Source organism: Streptomyces sp. NPDC018045, from assembly GCF_044327445.1.
GTDB lineage: Bacteria > Actinomycetota > Actinomycetes > Streptomycetales > Streptomycetaceae > Streptomyces.
Genome location: NZ_JBIRFL010000009.1, coordinates 316,949 through 334,718 on the forward strand (window position 1 = coordinate 316,949; position 17,770 = coordinate 334,718).

The 17,770-nt window shown below is 72.9% G+C and carries 18 protein-coding genes; 5 read left to right on the forward strand and 13 right to left on the reverse strand.

Features of this window, described 5'->3' with window-relative positions:
• Positions 1–131 precede the first annotated feature (131 nt).
• Positions 132–1,019, forward strand: coding sequence for an RNA polymerase sigma-70 factor (locus ACH4EB_RS22720; RefSeq protein ID WP_398349366.1), 888 nt, complete (start codon positions 132–134; stop codon positions 1,017–1,019).
• A 61-nt stretch (positions 1,020–1,080) separates the two neighbouring features.
• Here ACH4EB_RS22720 and ACH4EB_RS22725 read toward each other — a convergent pair whose 3' ends face one another.
• On the reverse strand, positions 1,081–1,806 hold the full coding sequence (locus ACH4EB_RS22725) for an aspartate/glutamate racemase family protein (protein ID WP_398349367.1): 726 nt from the start codon (positions 1,804–1,806) through the stop codon (positions 1,081–1,083).
• 220 nt (positions 1,807–2,026) lie between these two features.
• Between ACH4EB_RS22725 and ACH4EB_RS22730 the strand changes: the two genes are divergently transcribed.
• Positions 2,027–2,782, forward strand: a complete 756-nt coding sequence (locus ACH4EB_RS22730) for a GntR family transcriptional regulator (RefSeq protein WP_398349392.1) — start codon at positions 2,027–2,029, stop codon at positions 2,780–2,782.
• A gap of 49 nt (positions 2,783–2,831) precedes the next feature.
• Positions 2,832–3,200, forward strand: coding sequence for a VOC family protein (locus tag ACH4EB_RS22735; protein ID WP_398349368.1), 369 nt, complete (start codon positions 2,832–2,834; stop codon positions 3,198–3,200).
• Positions 3,201–3,218: 18 nt separating this feature from the next.
• Here ACH4EB_RS22735 and ACH4EB_RS22740 read toward each other — a convergent pair whose 3' ends face one another.
• From ACH4EB_RS22740 to ACH4EB_RS22755, 4 genes are all read right to left on the reverse strand, one after another.
• Entirely contained in the window at positions 3,219–4,055 is an 837-nt protein-coding gene (locus tag ACH4EB_RS22740; protein WP_398349369.1) for an alpha/beta fold hydrolase, read from the reverse strand.
• 163 nt (positions 4,056–4,218) lie between these two features.
• Positions 4,219–4,866: a LuxR C-terminal-related transcriptional regulator gene (locus tag ACH4EB_RS22745; RefSeq protein ID WP_398349370.1), complete on the reverse strand. Its 648-nt coding sequence runs from the start codon at positions 4,864–4,866 to the stop codon at positions 4,219–4,221.
• Positions 4,851–6,104, reverse strand: coding sequence for a sensor histidine kinase (locus tag ACH4EB_RS22750; RefSeq protein ID WP_398349371.1), 1,254 nt, complete (start codon positions 6,102–6,104; stop codon positions 4,851–4,853). The genes ACH4EB_RS22745 and ACH4EB_RS22750 overlap by 16 nt, the downstream gene beginning before the upstream one ends.
• A 190-nt stretch (positions 6,105–6,294) precedes the next feature.
• Positions 6,295–7,452, reverse strand: coding sequence for an ROK family transcriptional regulator (locus tag ACH4EB_RS22755; RefSeq protein WP_398349372.1), 1,158 nt, complete (start codon positions 7,450–7,452; stop codon positions 6,295–6,297).
• A 206-nt stretch (positions 7,453–7,658) separates the two neighbouring features.
• Between ACH4EB_RS22755 and ACH4EB_RS22760 the strand changes: the two genes are divergently transcribed.
• A complete protein-coding gene (locus ACH4EB_RS22760; RefSeq protein ID WP_398349373.1) occupies positions 7,659–8,111 on the forward strand; it encodes a hypothetical protein in 453 nt (150 codons plus the stop codon).
• Positions 8,112–8,239: 128 nt separating this feature from the next.
• On the opposite strand, the gene proP is transcribed toward ACH4EB_RS22760, so the two are convergent.
• The 4 genes from proP to ACH4EB_RS22780 form a co-directional block, all read right to left on the reverse strand.
• Entirely contained in the window at positions 8,240–9,850 is a 1,611-nt protein-coding gene (gene proP / locus ACH4EB_RS22765; protein WP_398349374.1) for a glycine betaine/L-proline transporter ProP, read from the reverse strand.
• 240 nt (positions 9,851–10,090) lie between these two features.
• Positions 10,091–10,666: a G/U mismatch-specific DNA glycosylase gene (gene mug, locus ACH4EB_RS22770; protein ID WP_398349375.1), complete on the reverse strand. Its 576-nt coding sequence runs from the start codon at positions 10,664–10,666 to the stop codon at positions 10,091–10,093.
• A gap of 12 nt (positions 10,667–10,678) precedes the next feature.
• The gene (purB, locus tag ACH4EB_RS22775) at positions 10,679–12,112 is read right to left on the reverse strand and encodes an adenylosuccinate lyase (RefSeq protein ID WP_398349376.1); all 1,434 of its coding nucleotides are present in this window, start codon (positions 12,110–12,112) and stop codon (positions 10,679–10,681) included.
• Between the two features lie 197 nt (positions 12,113–12,309).
• Entirely contained in the window at positions 12,310–12,657 is a 348-nt protein-coding gene (locus ACH4EB_RS22780; protein ID WP_398349377.1) for a hypothetical protein, read from the reverse strand.
• Positions 12,658–12,776: 119 nt separating this feature from the next.
• On the opposite strand from ACH4EB_RS22780, the gene ACH4EB_RS22785 reads away from it, so the two are divergent.
• Positions 12,777–13,649: a polysaccharide deacetylase family protein gene (locus tag ACH4EB_RS22785; protein ID WP_398349378.1), complete on the forward strand. Its 873-nt coding sequence runs from the start codon at positions 12,777–12,779 to the stop codon at positions 13,647–13,649.
• Between the two features lie 33 nt (positions 13,650–13,682).
• On the opposite strand, the gene ACH4EB_RS22790 is transcribed toward ACH4EB_RS22785, so the two are convergent.
• The 4 genes from ACH4EB_RS22790 to ACH4EB_RS22805 all read right to left on the reverse strand — a co-directional run bounded on the left by ACH4EB_RS22790 (position 13,683) and on the right by ACH4EB_RS22805 (position 17,554).
• Positions 13,683–14,471 carry an SGNH/GDSL hydrolase family protein gene (locus ACH4EB_RS22790; RefSeq protein ID WP_398349379.1) on the reverse strand — a complete coding sequence of 263 codons (789 nt, stop codon included), beginning with the start codon at positions 14,469–14,471 and terminating at the stop codon, positions 13,683–13,685.
• Between the two features lie 70 nt (positions 14,472–14,541).
• Complete coding sequence (locus tag ACH4EB_RS22795) at positions 14,542–15,594, reverse strand: hemolysin family protein (RefSeq protein ID WP_398349380.1); 1,053 nt, start codon at positions 15,592–15,594, stop codon at positions 14,542–14,544.
• Positions 15,591–16,934 carry a hemolysin family protein gene (locus ACH4EB_RS22800; RefSeq protein ID WP_398349381.1) on the reverse strand — a complete coding sequence of 448 codons (1,344 nt, stop codon included), beginning with the start codon at positions 16,932–16,934 and terminating at the stop codon, positions 15,591–15,593. The genes ACH4EB_RS22795 and ACH4EB_RS22800 overlap by 4 nt, the downstream gene beginning before the upstream one ends.
• A gap of 191 nt (positions 16,935–17,125) precedes the next feature.
• Positions 17,126–17,554 carry a GNAT family N-acetyltransferase gene (locus ACH4EB_RS22805; protein WP_398349382.1) on the reverse strand — a complete coding sequence of 143 codons (429 nt, stop codon included), beginning with the start codon at positions 17,552–17,554 and terminating at the stop codon, positions 17,126–17,128.
• Positions 17,555–17,770: the final 216 nt, after the last annotated feature.

A 17,770-nucleotide genomic window follows, 5' to 3' on the forward strand; every position in this document is an offset into this window, starting at 1 on the left:
CATGCGGCGAGGGCGTCGGGGTGCGGCTCTTGCCGCTCTTCCCGTGCGCTGTGCCGCACACCACGTCCGAATCGGGCACCTCCGGAACGTTTCCGCTGGACAACGTCCGGACGGGCCGCTGGGATGAAGGCGTGCGAACCGACCCCGCGACCGATGTCTTCCAGGAGCACCGCCCCGTGCTGCTGGGCGTGGCCTACCGGATGCTCGGCCGGGTCGCCGACGCCGAGGACGTGGTGCAGGAGGCATGGCTGCGGTGGTCGTCCGCCGACCGGGAACAGGTCCGCGAACCGCGTGCCTACCTGGTCCGCGTCACGACCCGGCTGGCCATCGACCGGCTGCGGCAGATCCAGGCGCGCCGCGAGACGTACGTGGGCCCTTGGCTGCCCGAGCCGCTGGCCACCGACTTCGGCGACACGGCCGCCGACACCGCCGAGCGTGCCGTCCTCGCCGAGTCCGTCACCCTCGCCGTCCTGGTGGTCCTGGAGTCGCTGTCGCCACTGGAGCGCGCGGTGTTCGTGCTGCGCGAGGCGTTCGGCTACCCGTACGCCGAGATCGCCACCGTCCTGGAGCGCGGCGAGGCGGCCGTGCGCCAACTCGCGGGCCGCGCCCGGCGCCACGTCGAAGAACGCCGCCCGCGCTTCGAGGTCGACCCCGAACGGCAGCGCGACCTCACCGAGCGCTTCCTCGCGGCCGCCGCGGGCGAGGACCTGGCGGGGCTGCTGAACCTGCTGGCCGAGGACGTGCGGCTGGTCGGCGACAGCGGCGGCAAGGCCAAGGCGCCGCTGCGGGTCATCGAGACCGCGGACAAGGTTGGCCGCTTCCTGCTCGGCGCGGCCCGGGCCGGCGTCCCGGCGGCCGAGTTCGTCCTCCGGGAGCTCAACGGCGGTGTCGCGCTGCTGGTGCTGTCGCAGGGCAAGCCGGACGCGGTCTTCCAGGTCGACGTGGCGGACGGACGGATCCAGACCGTTTACATCATCCGCAACCCGGACAAGCTGGCCTCGCTGGCCGTCCAGGACTGACCGGCCCGAAAGATACGGGCTGTTCGCTCTGCGGGCCGTTCGCCCCCACGGGCTGTTCGATCTACGGCCCGGCCGGCGCGATCCGCTCCTCTTCGGCTCCCCGCCCACTTACTGCCCGCACCGCCGCTCGCAGACCGAGCCTCGGGCTCGACAGGACGATTCCGTACGGGATCCCGGAAGCGTCCCCCACGGCGGCCGCCCGCTCCGCCGCCGGGGCCATCGACGCCTGCGCGAGGACGATCGCGTCGGCGCGCCCGCCGCCGTCCGGGAACGTCTCGCGCCGCGCGTCATGGACGGCCGTGGCGACGGCGGCGGTGCAGCCCTCCAGGTCGCCCGCTGCGAAGAGGTCCCAGGCGCCCGGCACGACCCGGGTCACGACGGCGACCGCCCGGCCCGCGCGGGCGGCCTCCTCGGCGATCAGGTCCGCCGTCGGCCGCAGGGTGCTCTCGACCGTGGCGAGCACGGTGACCCGCGGCCCGGCCGCGACGGCCGCGGCTGCCATCGGACGGTCGACCCGCAGGACGGGCACACCGGCGGCCGCCCCGGCCTCCTCGGCGACCGCGCCGATGGTCGAGCACGTGCACAGGATCGCCGCCGCCCCTTCCGCCGCGGCCGCGACGAGCACGTTCCGTACCGCCGCCTCGACCGCTTCCAGGCCCTCCGCGCGGGCCCGGTCCAGCAGATCCGGGTGTACGAGGTGCCGGAGCGCCGTACCGGGGGAGTCCTCGTCGCGCAGCGCGTCGAAGACCGGAAGGTGAACGGGCGAGGTGTGCAACAGCGTGAGCATGATCGTGAGGTTAACCGACCGGGGCCGCCGGTCACCGGAGCGTGAACGGATCGGCCGATTGGTCTTGACCAAGGGTGGGGGCGGCCATATCGTCACAGGGATACTGCAACAACCTTTAATAAAGAAGCGCTCGGATCCGGGCGCACCTGCGGGCTCGAGACGGGCCCGCGTCCCGGCGGGGACCACCTCCGCGGGGAAGACGGCCATGGCGGAGGACAGGGTGGGGACCACGCAGCTCGAAACGGCGCCGGAGCCGAAGTACTGGCACCTCAAGACCGTGCTCAGCGAAGCTCTGGACTCGGAGTTCTCGGTCGGTGAGATCCTGCCCAACGAGCGTGAGCTGGCGGCGCGGTTCGGCGTCGCGCGCGCCACGCTGCGGCAGGCGCTGGAACAGTTGGAGCTGGAAGGCCGTCTCCAGCGCCGCCGTGGTGTGGGCACGACCGTCGCGCCGCCCCGCGTGGGCGTGGCCGTCGATCCCGCGCACCACACCTGGCCGGGCGCGCCCGGTGACGACTGGCAGCCCGTCGACGCCGTCGAGTCGACGAACGTGCCGGCGGCCGTGGCGCGCCTGCTGGAGCCGGCACCCGGTGAGCAGGTGCACGTCGTGCACCGCAGCCGGGTCACGCACGGCCAGCCGGTCGCCGCCGAGCAGTTGTACGTACCCGCCCGTTCCGTACCGGAAGCCGCGCCCCACGCCGCCCTGGACGCCCCGGCCCGTGCCCGCCTCGTCCTGCGCGAGCTCCAGCGGCTCGAACTGGAAGGCCAGGACCGGTCCGTGGAACTCGGCTCGGCCCGTGCGGACGACGCCAAGGAACTGGACCGGCTGCCCGGCGCCCCCGTCCTCGTCGTCACCACCCGTTACTTCGCGGGCGGCCGGACCGCGGCCGTGGCCCTGTCCACCTACCGCGCCGACACCTGCCGCCTCACCTTCGGCGACAACGAGACCGACGCGGGCGTCACCGTCCTCGCGAGCTAGAAGGGGCGCCGCCGTGGCCGGCGAGGTGGTGCCGGGCGATAATCGGCGCATGCTGAGGGTCGGATCGGTTGTGCTGGGTGCTTCGGACGTGCGGCGGGCGGCTGCCTTCTGGACGGCCGCTCTGGGGTATGTGCCGCGTGACGGGCCGGCAGACGACTGGATGGTGCTGCGGCCCGTGGAAGGGGCCGGGGTCCAGGTGTCGATCGGCCGGAGCGAGACGCCCGTCCAGGAGCGTCCGCGGGTCCACCTGGACCTGTACGCCGGTGACACCGCCGACCAGGCCGCCGAGGTCGAGCGCCTGGTGTCCCTGGGGGCCCGGCGGGTCGACTGGGACCGCTACCCGGACGACGCCGACTTCGTCGTTCTGGCCGACCCGGAGGGCAACCGCTTCTGCGTGATCGACACCGGGCGCGGCTGAGGGGAGCGGGGCCGTCGCCTATCGGGGCGGCGGTGCGCCGGCCGGGGGTGCGCTCGTCGGCGGCGCGTCTGTCGGCGGCGTCAGGAACGCCCGCACCATCGGCACGACGAGGTCGGCACGCCGCGGCAGATCGCGGTGGGTCGTCCCCGGGAGCACCCCGAGCTGCGAGCCGGGGATCAGCTCGTGCATCTCGACGGCGTGTTCCAGCCGGACGAAGTCGGTGTCCCCGACGAGCAGCAGGACCGGCGCCTCCATACCGGCCAGGCTCCGGGCGGACCAGCCCTCGAACGCGTGCACCGTCGGGTGCAGCTTCTCGGCGAACGCCTCGAAACGGTCCGGGTCCGGGGCGACCTTCGCGTACGCCTCGTACATCTCCCGGAAATCGCTCTCGGTGGGCAGCCGCGGGGAACCCGGCCGCGCGTCGAGGACCTCCGGGTGGCAACCGTCGGGCCGGTAGTGGGTGGAGGCGAGCACCACCCGGTTCACACGCTCGGGCCGGGTCAGTGCCAGTTGGAGGGCGGTCAGGCCGCCGAGGCCGAATCCGAAGAAGTCCGCCCGGCCGATGCCGAGGTGGTCCAGCAGCCCCACCACGTCGTCGGCCAGAAACGCGGGCGTCGGGTCCCGGTCGATGTCGCCGGTGTGCCCGTGCCCCTGCAACTCGACGGCGACGACCTGCCGTGTCGTGGCGAGCGCGGGCAGTATGCCGCCGAAGGACAGGTCGATGGTGAGCATCCCGCCGTGCAACAGGACCAGCGGCTGCCCCGTGCCGTGCACCTCGTAGTACAGCTCCAGCCCGTTGACCCGCGCATACCCGGCGGACGACGGATAGGTGGTGGACTCCTGCCCCTCGCTCAACGCACTCTCCCCGGATCGCAACCGTCGCCGACCGCCCCGGCGAAGCCTGGCCGGTCTGTGCCGGGGCGACTGTCCAGCACATTAGCCGGGGGGTCTGACAACGCCCCCGCGTCACGCCGGAGCGGGGCCGGGAAGCGCTCCGGCGCAGGTGGCCGATGGAAGGTCAGGGCTTGTTCAGGTACGTGAGAACGGCGAGGACCCGGCGGTTGTTGCTGTCGTCGTCGGTGATGCCGAGTTTGCCGAACATGGAGGTGGTGTACTTGCTGATGGCGCTCTCGCTGAGGAAGAGCCGCTGTCCGATGGCCTGGTTGGACAGGCCTTCGGCCATCAGGCCGAGTACGGAGTGCTCGCGCTCGGTGAGCCCCGCGAGGCGTCGGTTCGAGGCGCCGCCGGCCAGGAGCTTGGCGATGACCGCGGGGTCCATGGCGGTCCCGCCGCCGGCGACACGCGCCAGGGCGTCCATGAACTGATCGGCGTCGAACACGCTCTCCTTGAGGAAGTAGCCGATGCCGCCGGCCCCGTCGGCCAGGAGCTCGCGGGCATAGAGCTGTTCGACGTGCTGGGAGAGGACCAGGACCGGCAGGCCGGGCACCTCACGGCGGGCGGCGAGAGCCGCGCGCAGGCCTTCGTCCGACTGGGTCGGCGGCATCCGGACGTCGACGACGGCGACGTCCGGCCGCCACGTCAGCAGTGCGTCGAGTGTTTCGGGCCCGGTGGCGGCCGTCGCCACCACCTGGTGCCCGCACGCCTCGATGAGGCGCACCATCCCGTCCCGCAGGAGGTAGAGGTCTTCGGCTACAACGATGCGCATGGCACCATCATCCTCACGCGGGTCGGGCCGCCTGCCGGGCTGGTGATCTCCAGGGTGCCGTCGAAGACCGTGAGGCGGCGGCGCAGCCCCGCGAGGCCGCCGCCGGCCTGCTCGGCCGCTCCGCCCCGGCCGTCGTCCTCGACGTCGACGACGATGCGGGCGCCGTCCCGGGTGAGGGAGATCCGCGCCCGGTCCGCCCGGGCGTGCTTGACCGCGTTGGTCAGCAGTTCGGCGATCCCGAAGTACAGGGCGGACTCGATCGGCGGGTCCAGGCGCGGTAGTTCCGGGTCGGCGCTGACGGTCGTCTCCAGCGGACTGTCCAGGGCGAAGGCGCGTACGGCATCGACGAGGCCCCGCTCGTTCAGGACCGGCGGGTTGATGCCCTTGACCAGTTCCCGCAGCTCGGTCAGCGACGCGGCGGCGCCGACGCGCGCTTCCCGCATCAGGGCTCGGGCCTGTTCGGGGTCGGTCGCCAGCAGTTTCTCGGCGGTCGCCAGGGACAGCCCGAGCCCGACGAGACGGGCCTGGGCCCCGTCGTGCAGGTCCCGTTCGATCCGGCGGATCTCGGCGGCCTGCGCGACCGTCGTGTCCGCGCGCTGGGCCGTCAGCTCGTCCACCCGGTCCGCCAGCGCCATCGTGCGCAAAGGGCCCAGGAACCGTACGGCCACCGGCCTGAGGAGCCGCCAGGCGTACGGAGCGCCGGCGACGGCCACGGCCAGGCCGAGCGCCCCGGCCAGGCGCGCGACGGGCGTCGGCCGGCCGAACCCGAGGACCGCCACCGCGATCCCGGCGGGCGGGACGGCCGCGACCACGCCCGCGGTGCACGGTGCGATCACCGTGAAGCGCAGGTCCCGCCACGTCGCCGGGTCCTTCCACCGGATGCGCCACCGCTGGTCCAGGAGGGCGTCCCGCCGCGTGCGCCCGTAGGAGAAGCCGTTCCACCAGAACCCGGTGGACATCCGTACCACCGGTTCCGCCCGCCGGTATCCGGAGGGGACGGCGGTGGCCGTCCACCTCCGGACGAGGAAGCGGACCGCCCGGCAGACCGGGCGCGACAGGGCGAGCGTGCCCACGCACACCAGTACGCACGGCGCCACCCACGACCACGGGTTCCCCGCGCCCCACCGGATCCCCAGCGCCACGGCGGCGGCCCACACCGCCGGAACCAGCATGACGACGGCCACCACGGCACACGCCCTCGCGAACCCCACGAAGGCACTGGTCACCCACGACACCATCGGTCGCCCAATCCTTTCTCCCGCTTCCGCGCCCGGCCCCGGCGACCACGTTCCCCGTAGTGCGCCGGTGCGGCCGGTACGGCTCGACCACCCAACTGTGCACTGCACGGAACCCGGCATCCCCCGGATCGGCCGTGGAGTGGGTCTGGCCCCACCCACCCGTACGTCCAGGCCCCCTGCGGCCGGCCGGTCAGCGCCGTCCCGTGACTGTTGCGTCCACCGCGAACAGTTCGCCCTCCACGTGGTCCAGCGCGAGCCGCAGGGCGCCCGTGGCCACCGCCGCCTCGCCGAGCACGGACAGGGCCACCCGGGGCGGCCGCAGGCAGTAGCGGGCCAGTTCGGCGCGGAGCGGCTCCAGTACGTCGTCCAGGCCCGCGGCCCAGCCGCCGACGATCACCAGTTCCGGGTCGAGGGCGAGCACCAGCGCCGCGACATCGTGCACCAGCCGCCGGAGGAAACGGTCCATCGCGTCCCTGGCCCGCGCGTCACCGTCGCGCGCGAGGGCGAACACCCGCGCCACCTGCGCCTCGTCCAGCGGGTGCAACGGCTGCCCGGTCGTGGACAGCAGCTTCTCCGGTGTGGCCTCGCGCCCCAGCAGGTGCAGCGCGCCGATCTCCCCGGCGGCACCCCCGAAACCTCGGTGCAGCCGCCCGCCGATCAGCGCTCCGGCCCCCGGGCTCAGCCCCGCCAGCACGAACACGGCGTCGTCCGAGCCGGCCGCCGCGCCTTTCCAGTGCTCGGCCACGGCGGCGGCGTTCGCGTCGTTCTCGACGAGGACGGGGCACCGGAAGGAGCGCCGCAGCCGCTCACCCAGCGGCAGACCGGTCCAGCCCGGCAGCGCCGTGCCCAGCCGTACGGTGCCGTCCGCCTCCACGATGCCGGGGCTGCCCACGCCGACCGCCCGCAACGAACCGCGGGCCACGCCCGCCCGCCGCAGCAGCTCGGCCACCGCGGCCCGTACCTTCTCCAGCCGCTCGTCCGCGGACGCCGACTCCTCCACCGCGTGCTGCGCGGAGCCGAGCACCCGACCGCCGAGGTCCGACAGCAGGGCCGCCACCCGGTGCGGGCCGATCTCGATGCCCAGCAGGTGCCCGGCCTCCGCACGGAAGCGGAAGCGGCGGGCCGGGCGGCCCTGGCGGCGGGCGGCGCCCTCGTCGGCGGGCGCCTCGGTCACCAGGCCGGTCTCGATCAGGCCCTCGACCACGCCCTCGACGGTGGGCCGGGACAGGCCGGTCACTTCCACGAGGTGGGTGAGCGTCGGGGAGTCGGCGGCGCGCAGCGCGTGCAGCACCACCGCGGAGTTGATCCGTCGCAGCAGGGAGGGGTCCCCGCCGGTTAGCCGCCCCAACGTCCGTCTCCCTCGCATTGCGTGTGTGGCGGATCGTAGCCGGTCAGCCGGTGTGCGGCGAGTCCCGGGCGCCGCTCGGGGCACGCCCGGCGGACGGTACGGCGACCGTGGGCCGGCGCCCGGTGCGCCGCGCGCCGGAACCCGGCGGGGGCCACCGGGGGCCTGACGCCAGGCCAATTGTCAGACCCTGGCGGTTTACTGACGGCATGACGCAGACGACCACCGCACAGCACCTCACCGCCATCGACATCCTCCGCGGCCGCGACTTCCCCGACGCGCCGGTCCGCTCCGCCATGGTCCGCAGCGGCCCGGGGTTCCACATCGCCCAGCTCCGCGGCGACGAGCAGCTCTGGGACGCCGACCCCGCGGACGTCGCGGAGACCGCGCAGGAGTACCGCGCCGAGCTGGAGGGACTCATATCGGCTCTCTGCTTACGCTGGGGCGAGCCCGAGGTGCTGGACCTCGCGGACCATCTGGAGCGGGTGGCCATGGGGATGCCGGTCCGGCCGCCGCTCGACGTGCTGTGCGGCCAGGTCCCGCGCGTGCACGCCTGGCGTGCCGAAGGGCGTTGGATCGCGGTCGGCCTCGGGGAGGGCGGCCCCGAGATGCCGGTCTTCCAGTTGCTTGCGGCGGTGGGCCGGGCGGACCTGCCGCACTGAGCACGCGAAACGGGTGGCGGCACCGGTGCCGCCACCCGTTCCGGGGCCGTGGGGTGCGGGGGCCGCGCGCGGACCGTGCCGGCGTGGCTGCCCCGGTGCCCGTATGCGCCCTGCCCGTCCGGGTCGGTCTACTTGTCCTGGTCGCCCTTGTCGCGGTGGTGCGCCCAGGGGTGGCGCAGGCGGATCCAGATGTCCCGGGCCTGGCGCCCGGCCGCGGTCCGGCTGTCGGCCACCAGCTTGCGGGCCTGCTCCGGGGTCTCGACCATCGGGCCGGAGCCACGCAGCGGCTTGCCCGCCGTCTCGTGCAGGAAGAAGGCGGCGATGAAGCCGATGACGCCCGCCACCATCAGGTAGTACGCGGGAATCATATGGCTGCCCGTGGACTCCACCAGCGCGGAGGCGACCAGCGGAGTGGTACCGCCGAAGAGCGAGACGGAGATGTTGAAGGCGATCGACAGCGCACCGTAGCGCAGGTGGGTGGGGAAGAGCGCCGGCAGCGTCGAGGCGGAGGTGCCCGCGAAGCACACCAGCAGCAGCCCCAGGATGAGGCAGCCGAAGGCCGGCAGCAGGATCCCGCCCTCACGGATCAGCAGGAACGCCGGATAGGAGAGCGCCACGAGAGCGACGCTGGACGCCATGAACACCGGTCGGCGGCCCCACCGGTCCGAGGAGCGGCCCACGGTCGTGATCGTCAGGGCGACGACGACCATGGTGCCCAGGACCAGGAGCTGCGCGGTCGTGGCGTCCTCGCCGAGCGTCGCGGTCATGAAGGTGGGGAGGTAGGACGTCACCATATAGTTGGTGACGTTGTACAGCAGCACCAGCCCCATGCAGATCAGCACGGCTTCCCAGTGCCCCGTGAAGATCTCCTTCAGCCGGCCCTTGCCCGACTGCCGGGCCTCCTCGACGGGCGTGTCGCCGGAGCTCGCGCTCTCCGCCTCCCGCCGCGCGGCTTCCGCCTCCTGCTTGAAGGCCGGGGTCTCCTCCAGCTTCATGCGCATGTAGAGGCCGATCAGGCCGAGCGGCCCGGCGACCATGAAGGGGATACGCCAGCCCCAGTCCTCCAGGCCGTCCGTGCCCAGCATGGCGGTGAGCACGGTGACCAGGCCGGAGCCGAGGGCGTAGCCGACGAAGGTGCCGAAGTCGAGCCAGCTACCGAGGAAGCCGCGGCGCTTGTCCGGGGCGTACTCGGCGATGTAGGTCGTGGCACCGGCGTACTCCCCACCGGTCGAGAAGCCCTGCACCAGTCGGCACAGGAGCAGGAGCAGGGGCGCCGCGAAGCCGATGGAGTCGTAGCCGGGCAGGAAGCCGACCGCGAAGGTGGAGATCGCCATCATGATCATCGTGGCGGCCAGCACCCGCTGCCGTCCGATGCGGTCGCCCAGCGGCCCGAAGACCAGGCCGCCGAGCGGCCGCACGAGGAAGGCGGCGGCGAAGGTGGCGAAGGTGGAGACGAGCTGGGCGCCGGGGGAGCTGGACGGGAAGAAGACCTTGCCCATCGTGGCCGCCAGATAGGCGTAGACCCCGAAGTCGAACCACTCCATCATGTTGCCGAGGGCGGCCGCCGTGACCGCGCGGCGCACCTGCGGTCTGTCGGTGACGGTGACTTCCTCGACACTGAGCTGGTGTTTGCGGCGGCGCAGCAGCGTGCGCAGCAGCCGGTCGGTGTCGGAGTTTCTTCCTCCGTCCGACCGCTTGTTCCGCCGGACGCGCGGCGGCTGAGGCTGACCGGTAGTCATCTCGTCCTGTCGCTAGGGGCTGAGCGGCACATCGGTAACTCCGAGTATCAACGCAAAGGTCGAAATCGGCATAACCAGCATAGGAACGACACGAATGGGGCCAACGGAACGCCGGGCGGATTGTCGGCTCACTGGCCGTATCCACCCGGCGCGACGCTCCCGAACGGGCTAAACGCTCCGCAGTGCCCCACCATCCCGTGCGCCCTACACACAACGCACGCCTTACCCGTAACGCGCGACTCACACGTCCCGCGTGCCACCTTCCTCCGCCTCGTCGGCGAACGCCGCCACCCGCAGCCGCGCGTACTCCTCCGCCAGCGCGGCCGGCGGATAGTGCGCGTTGAGCCCGCTGGGGTTGGGCAGCACCCAGACCCGGGTGTCACCGATCGTCCGGTCCTGCGGCCCGACTTTGGCGTGCTTGTCGTCGAACGCCACCCGATAGGCCGTCACCCCGGCCACCGCGAGCCACCGCGGCCGCAGCCGCCGCACCTTCTCGACCAGCCGCCGCCCGCCCTCGCGGAACTCCTCGGCGGTCAGCTCGTCGGCCCGGGCGCTCGCCCGCTCCACGACATTGGTGATGCCGATGCCGTACGCGAGCATCTCCTCCTGCTCGGCGGGCCCGAGGACCCGCGGGGTGAACCCGGACGCGTGCAGGACGGGCCAGAAGCGGTTGCCGGGCCGGGCGAAGTGGTGCCCGGAGGCGGCCGACATCAGCCCGGGGTTGATACCGCAGAAAAGGACCCGCAGGCCGGGCGCCGCCACGTCGGGGACGAGGCGGCCGCGCGCGGCCCGCAGTTCCTCGGGAGTGAACCCCATCTCGGCGGGGCCTCAGAGGATGGAGCCCGGCGTGTACGCCGCGGCCTCGGGGTGCTGCTTGCTGATCTCCTCGACGCGCGACACGACGGCGGCCACCTGATCGGCGGCGGCGCCCGTGAAGGACAGCTTGTCGGCCATCAGCGCGTCCAACTGCGCGCGGTCCAGCGGAATGCGCTCGTCCGCCGCCAGCTTGTCGAGCAGCTCGTTGCGCTCCGCGCCCTGTTCGCGCATGGCGAGCGCCGCGGCGACCGCGTTCTCCTTGATCGCCTCGTGGGCCACCTCGCGGCCCACCCCGGCCCGTACGGCACCCATGAGCACCTTGGTCGTGGCGAGGAAGGGCAGGTAGCGGTCCAGCTCCCGCGCGACGACGGCGGGGAAGGCGCCGAACTCGTCCAGCACGGTCAGGAACGTCTCCAGCAGGCCGTCCAGGGCGAAGAAGGAGTCCGGCAGCGCGACCCGGCGCACCACCGAGCAGGATACGTCGCCCTCGTTCCACTGGTCGCCGGACAGCTCGCCGGCCATCGAGGCGTAGCCGCGCAGGATGACCATCAGGCCGTTGACGCGCTCGCAGGAGCGGGTGTTCATCTTGTGCGGCATCGCGGACGAGCCCACCTGGCCGGGCTTGAAGCCCTCGGTCACCAGCTCGTGGCCGGCCATCAGACGGACGGTCTTGGCGAGCGAGGACGGCGCCGCGGCGAGCTGCACCAGCGCGGTGACCACGTCGTAGTCCAGCGAGCGCGGGTAGACCTGGCCGACGGAGGTGAATGCCTGGCCGAAGCCGAGGTGCCCGGCGATCCGCTGCTCCAGTTCGGCCAGCTTCGCGGCGTCGCCGCCCAGCAGGTCCAGCATGTCCTGCGCGGTGCCGACCGGGCCCTTGATGCCGCGCAGCGGATAGCGGGTCAGCAGATCGGTCAGCCGCCCGTAGGCCACCAGCAGCTCGTCGGCGGCGGTCGCGAAGCGCTTGCCCAGCGTGGTCGCCTGGGCCGCGACGTTGTGCGAACGTCCCGCCATGACCAGCTCGGCGTGCTCACCGGCGAGGCGGCCCAGGCGCGCCAGGACGGCGACCGTACGGTCGCGCATCAGCTCCAGCGACAGCCGGATCTGCAACTGCTCGACGTTCTCGGTCAGGTCGCGGGAGGTCATGCCCTTGTGGACCTGCTCGTGCCCGGCGAGCGCGTTGAACTCCTCGATACGGGCCTTCACGTCGTGCCGGGTGACCTTCTCCCGCTCGGCGATCGAGGCCAGGTCGACGTCGTCCAGCACCCGCTCGTAGTCGGCGAGCGCCTGCTCCGGCACCTCGACCCCGAGGTCCTTCTGCGCGCGGAGCACCGCGAGCCACAGCTTGCGCTCCAGCTTGACCTTGTACTCGGGGGACCACAGGACGGCGAGCTCCGCGGAGGCGTAGCGGCCGGCCAGGACATTCGGAATGCGGGGCTTGGCAGTCACGGGACGAGAGTCTACTGGTCACGTGAACGTGGCCGGTCAAAGGCAGGTTCGCCGACCGCACCGGCGGCGGGCCGGGGGGTGTGCGCCGGTCCGCGGGGGCCGCCCGTACGGGTGTCGGGTGCCTGTGCGCCGTGTGGGCGCGGGCCGGGGCCGGGGCCGGGGCCCGGAGCGGCGCCCGCTCACCGCCCGGCCGCGGCTCAGTACTGGTGGCTGGGGTGGCCGAGGCAGCCGGTGCCGCCGCCCGTGTACCAGATTTCCCGGCCCGTGTACCGGGTCTCCCGGTCGGTGTCGCGCGGCGGCGGTCCGGTGTGGAAGCGGTCGACCAGGTCGGGGTTGGCGAGGTAGGAGCGGCCGTAGCTGATCAGGTCCGCGCCGAGGCCGGGCCAGTGCCCACCGAGCTGCTGGTCGCCCGGCCGCGGGGCGGTCTGCCCGCCCGGGTTGAGGAAGAAGGCGTACGGCCAGGACTTGCGCAGGCCGGCGGGCAGGTCTTCGTCCGCACCCTTGGCGACGGCCGCGCGCGTGTGACGGGGGTCACGTCGGTCCACTCTCGTGTTCACGCTAGGGTGAACATCGAGCGCGGGGTCGGTGCCGGCCCGGCATCGGCCGGCGGGCCCGTACGCACCAGGTATGCACCAGGTATGCACCAGGTATGAGGTGGGGGACGATGGACAACGAACTCTTCGACTACAGCCCGATCGTCGAGCGGGAGCCGATCCACTGGCCGGACGGCGCGCGCGTCGCCTTCTACGTGGGGCTGAACGTCGAGCACTACCAGGTCGACCGGCCCTCGACCAGCATCTTCCCGGGCACCGCGGGCCTGGCGCCCGACCCGCTGAACTACGGCTGGCGCGACTACGGGCCGCGAGTCGGCATCTGGCGGCTGATCGAGAGCCTCGACCGGCACGGTCTGCGCGCGAGCGTGATGCTCAATTCCGCCGTCACCCGGCACTACCCGCAGATCGTCGAAGCGGGCCGGGCGCGCGACTGGGCGTGGATCGCCCATGGCCGGGACAACTCCACCTTCCAGGCGGACATGACCGCCGAGGACGAGCGCGCCTACCTGACGGAGGTCGTCGGCACCATCGAGCGGGCCACCGGCCGGCGCCCCCGTGGCTGGCTCGGCCCGGCGCTCACCGAGACCTTCCGGACGCCGCGGCTGCTCGCCGAACTCGGCCTGGACTACGTACTGGACTGGGCCAACGACGACCAGCCGTACCGGCTGAACGTCCCGGGCATGCTCAGCGTGCCGTACTCCATCGAGGTCAACGACATCAGCCTGTTCGTCGGCAAGAGCCTCAGCGGGCCGGACTTCGTGCAGATCGTCAAGGACCAGCTCGACCAGTTGTACGCCGACTCCGCGGACAGCGGCCGGGTCATGTCCCTGGTCCTGCACCCGTTCGTGATCAACCAGCCGTTCCGGCACAAGTATCTGGACCAGGCGCTCGAACACATCGCGAACCACCCCGGCGTATGGCTGACGACCAGCGACGAGATCGCCGAGCACTACACCCGGACGACTGCCCGCAAGGGGGCGTGAGCACGGGGCGGGACCGGCGGCGCGGCGCGCCGCTCAGTCCTCGCGCGGCCGCGGGTCCTCGTACGGCAGCAGGTCGGGACGCTTCGGCGTGCGGCCGTCCCCGCTGGACCGGCCGGTCAGCCGCCGGCCGATCCACGGCACCAGGTGCCGGCGCGCGAAGCGCACGTCCGAGGTGCGCCGGGCCGCCCACCCCGGCGGTACGAAGGCGGGCAGCGGCGTGTCCCAGTCGGACGCGGCGGGGAGGCCGAGCGCCTGCCAGACGGCCTCGGCCACCCGCTCGTGCCCCGCCGCGTTCAGGTGGAGCCGGTCCTCCGCCCACATCCGGGGGTCGGCCAGCGCGCGGGAGGAGAAGAGGTCCACCACGATCGCGTCGTGCTGAGCGGCCAGCGCGTCGATGTGCGCGAAGAGCTGTTCCATGCGGGGCCGGAATCGCTCCAGGACGGGCCCCTGCCGCCCGGGGCTGCGCATCAGGACGAGCTGTCCGCAGTCCTTGGCCAGCCGCCCCGCGGCCTCCTCCAGGAGGGTGCAGACCCGGTCCACGTCGCACTTGGGCCGCAGGACGTCGTTCAGGCCGCCCACCAGCGTGACCAGGTCGGCGCCCATCGCGGCCGCCGGACCGGTCTGCTCGTCGAGGATCTGCTCGATCAGCTTGCCGCGCACCGCGAGGTTGGCGTAGCGGAAGCCGGGTGTACCGGCCGCGAGCCGGGCGGCCAGCAGATCCGCCCAGCCCCGGTACGAGCCGTCCGGCAGTACGTCGGACATGCCTTCGGTGAAGCTGTCGCCCACCGCGACGAAACTGGTGTAGGTGGCATTGATCTCCATGGCGGAGGAATCCTACCCGGGCGGGGGCGGGGCCCCGGGCGTGGTTCGCCGTCTCCCGGAGCCCCGGTGCCTACCGCCGGGCCGCGCCCCCGGCCGGAGCGGCCTTGTGGGGCTGCTGCTGGAGCACCAGCTCCCGCAGCACGTCCTCCATCGTGACCAGGCCCGCCAGCCGCCCGTCCGTGCCGATGACCGCCGCCAGGTGCGTACGCGAGGCCCGCATCGCCGACAGCACGTCGTCGAGCGGTGTCTCGGCCCGTACGCGGGCGATCGGCCGCAGCGCGGACAGCGGGAACGGCAGATCCCGCGGCGAGGCGTCCAGCGCGTCCTTGACGTGCAGGTACCCCAGAATGCGCCGGGTGCTGTCGACCACCGGGAAGCGCGAGAACCCGGATGTGGCGGTCAGCTCCTCCACCCCCTCCGGCGTGATGCCCAGTCGGGCCGTGACGACCCTCTCCACCGGTACCACCACGTCGGCGACCGGGCGGCGGCCCAGCTCCAGGGCGTCCCGCAGACGCTCCTTCGCCCGGTCGTCCAGCAGCCCGGCGGCCTGCGAGTCCTCGACCATCTTCGCGAGCTGGTCGTCCGAGAACGTCGCGGCCACCTCGTCCTTGGCGTCCACCCGCAGCAGCCGCAGCAGCGCGCTGGCGAACGCGTTGATCGCGAAGATCACCGGCCGCAGCGCACGGGTCAGCGCGACCAGCGGCGGCCCCAGCAGCAGCGCCGTGCGCACCGGCTCGGCCAGCGCCACGTTCTTCGGCACCATCTCGCCGAAGAGCATGTGCAGATACGTCGCCACGGCCAGCGCGAGGACGAAGGAGACGGGGTGGACCAGGGCGTCCGGCATCCCGGCCGCGTCGAAGGCCGGCTCCAGGAGGTGGGCGATGGCGGGCTCGGCGACGGCGCCGAGCACCAGCGTGCACAGGGTGATGCCGAGCTGCGCGGCGGCCAGCACGCCGGAGACGTGCTGGAGCCCCCACAGGACCCGGTCGGCGCGGCGGTCGCCGTCCTCGGCGTACGGCTCGATCTGGCTGCGGCGCACCGAGATCATCGCGAACTCGGCGCCCACGAAGAACGCGTTGACGACCAGCGTGAGCAGGCCGATGAACAACTGCAGCGCGGTCATCGGGTCGCCTCCCCGCTCTCGTCGTCATCGCTGTCCGGCAGCGGCGCGTGCAGCAGCACCAGCGCCGCGCGGTGACCGGAGGCGTCCAGGACGTCCATCCGCCAGCCCGCGGCGTCGAGGCTGTCCCCGGCGGCGGGGATCCGGCCCAGCTCGGTGGCGATCAGACCGGCCAGCGTCTCGTACGGGCCCTCCGGCAGCTTCAGGCCGATCTGTTCGAGCTGGTCGGTGCGTACGGCGCCGTCCGCCTCGTAGCGGGCCCGGCCGTCCGCGCCCTCGCCCGCCGGGGCCAGGTCCGGGGTCTCCATCGGGTCGTGCTCGTCGCGTACCTCGCCGACGACCTCCTCGACGATGTCCTCCAGCGTGGCGACCCCCGCCGTACCGCCGTACTCGTCGATGACCACGGCCATCGTCTGCCGCCCGGACAGCCGGTCCAGGAGCCGGTCGACGGTGAGCGTCTCCGGTACGAGCAGCGGCTCGCGCAGCAGCTCGGCGACCGGGTGGCGGGAGCGGCGCTCGGCGGGGACGGTCAGCACGTCCTTGATGTGGGCGACGCCGACCACGGTGTCCAGGCTGCCGCGGTAGACGGGGAAGCGGGACAGCCCGGTGGCGCGCGTGGCGGCGGCCACGTCCTCCGCCGTGGACTGCACGTCCAGGGCGGTGACCTGCACGCGCGGGGTCATCACGTTCTCCGCGGTCAGGTCGGCGAGGGCGAGGGTGCGCACGAACAGTTCGGCGGTGTCCGCCTCCAGGGCGCCCTCCTTGGCGGAGTGCCGGGCCAGCGCGACCAGTTCCTGCGGGCCGCGGGCGGAGGCCAGTTCCTCGGCGGGCTCCATGCCCATCCGGCGGATCATCCGGTTCGCGGTGTTGTTCAGGTGTCCGATGAGCGGCTTGAAGGAGGCGCTGAAGCCGCGCTGCGCGGTGGCGACCCGGCGGGCGACCGGCAGCGGACTGGAGATCGCCCAGTTCTTGGGCACCAGCTCGCCGATGACCATCAGGACGACCGTGGCGAACGCCGTACCGAGCACCAGGGCCACCGAGTCACCGACGGAGGGCGGCAGGCCGAGGGCGTCGAGCGGCCCGGTCAGCAGGGCGGCGATCGAGGGCTTGGCGAGCATGCCGATGACCAGGCCGGTCACGGTGATGCCGAGCTGCGCGCCGGAGAGCTGGAAGGTCAGGCTGCGGACGGCCTTGAGGGCGCTGTCCGCGCCGCGCTCGCCACGCTCCGCGGCGCGTTCGAGGTCGCTGCGCTCGACGGTCGTCAGGGAGAACTCGGCCGCGACGAAGACGCCACAGGCCAGGGTCAGGAGCAGGGCCACGGCCAGGAGGAGCAGCTCGGTCATCGGGTCACCTCCGTCCCATGATCGAACAGGACCGGGAGGTTCGCGCCTCGGGCGCGGACGGGATGACAACTGGGAGGCTCGCCCATGGCTGGACGCTCACTCCTTTCATGGGGAGACGTGGAAAGGATCCATGGTAAAGGATGGGCAAAGCGGGTGGCGGGCCGGTGGACGGAGGGTGACGGCCGGCCGGATCAGCTCCGCGTCAGCGGCTTCACCCACCGCCGCCAGTGGTCCTCGCGCCGGTAACCGGCGGCCGACCACGCCCGCTGGGCCCGCTCGTTCGATTCCAGCACCATGGCGTCCCCGCGCCGGCCCCGCACGGCCAGGAAGCGCCGCTCGGCCGCCTCCAGCAGCGCCGTCGCGACCCCCTGCCGGCGGTGCGAGGGCAGCACCGCGAGCCGGTACAGCGAGCACCGCCAGCCGTCGTACCCGGCGATGACGGAGCCCACCAGGAGCCCGCCGGACTCCGCGAGGATCAGGGCCTGCGGATCCCGCTCGATCAGCCGGGTCACCCCGTCCACGTCGTCCGTGATGGAGGTGCCCTCCGCGGCTTCCCGCCAGAAGGCGAGTACGTCCTGGGCGTCGGCCGGTACGGCGGTCCGTATCAGTGGATCGATCATGCGTGTGAGCCAAGCACGGAACGGCCCCGTGCCGCCATCGGCTTCCGCATGCCGGGACGGAATGCCGGGACGGAGCGGTCCGCCGGCCGGGAGCGCCCCGCGGAGATCCGTCCGACAGGACCTAGTGACCTGAGTCAGAGATTCGGTGGCAGTAGGCGGCGACTTTGTCGAGGATCTCGTCGGCGGTCTTCGTCCAGACGAAGGGTTTGGGGTGTT